The 566-nt window shown below is 53.9% G+C and carries 2 protein-coding genes; both read right to left on the reverse strand.

The genetic code is table 11. From position 1 onward, the window contains the following. Positions 1-496 (reverse strand): putative adenosine monophosphate-protein transferase Fic (locus K0039_RS24795; protein ID WP_228106781.1); only part of this gene is annotated, 496 nt, incomplete at its 3' end. Next, positions 486-560, reverse strand: coding sequence for a YhfG family protein (locus tag K0039_RS24800; protein WP_047615995.1), 75 nt, complete (start codon positions 558-560; stop codon positions 486-488). The genes K0039_RS24795 and K0039_RS24800, both read right to left, overlap by 11 nt. Positions 561-566 lie beyond the last annotated feature (6 nt).

Here is a 566-nt window from a genome sequence, read left to right on the forward strand (position 1 = left end):
CGATACCCTGCCAGCTCAGTTGATATCCGGCATGAATCGCCAGTTGCTCGAAGAAGATCCGCTGTGCCAGACCACTTCCCACCCGGAAGGGATGCAGCACGTTGATTTCACAATAGTAATGCGCCAGCCGCTCGACGAACTTCGCTTTCTCCAGGCCAACCAGATAACCTTCTTCCTCCAGATCCTGCATCAGGGCATTGCCCTCTTTTTCGATATAAGCAAAGTGGCAGAACGGCGTATCACCCTGATAAATATCAACTTCACGCAGTTGCCCTGCCCAGTCGAAAATATCCTGATACAGCTGGCGATGGATAGTTCGCAAATGCGGTAAACCGCGCACCAGCGGACCAAGCTCAATGGTCGCAGCACGCAGCGCCGTCATTTCGTAAGCGGCCTGTTCCAGCCGCTGCTGCTGGCGGATGTTCAGCCGGTTACGCATGATATCAAGGCCTGGATAAAGATACGGATCGCGCCCTTCGCCGAATTTATCGCTCATAGTGACTCCTCAGCTCTTCAAGGCGCGCTAAAGCCTCTGCGGCAGTAAGAGTGACTAAAGGCATCTCGAC

This window comes from Terrisporobacter mayombei, assembly GCF_020748465.1.
Classification (GTDB): domain Bacteria; phylum Bacillota; class Clostridia; order Peptostreptococcales; family Peptostreptococcaceae; genus Terrisporobacter; species Terrisporobacter mayombei.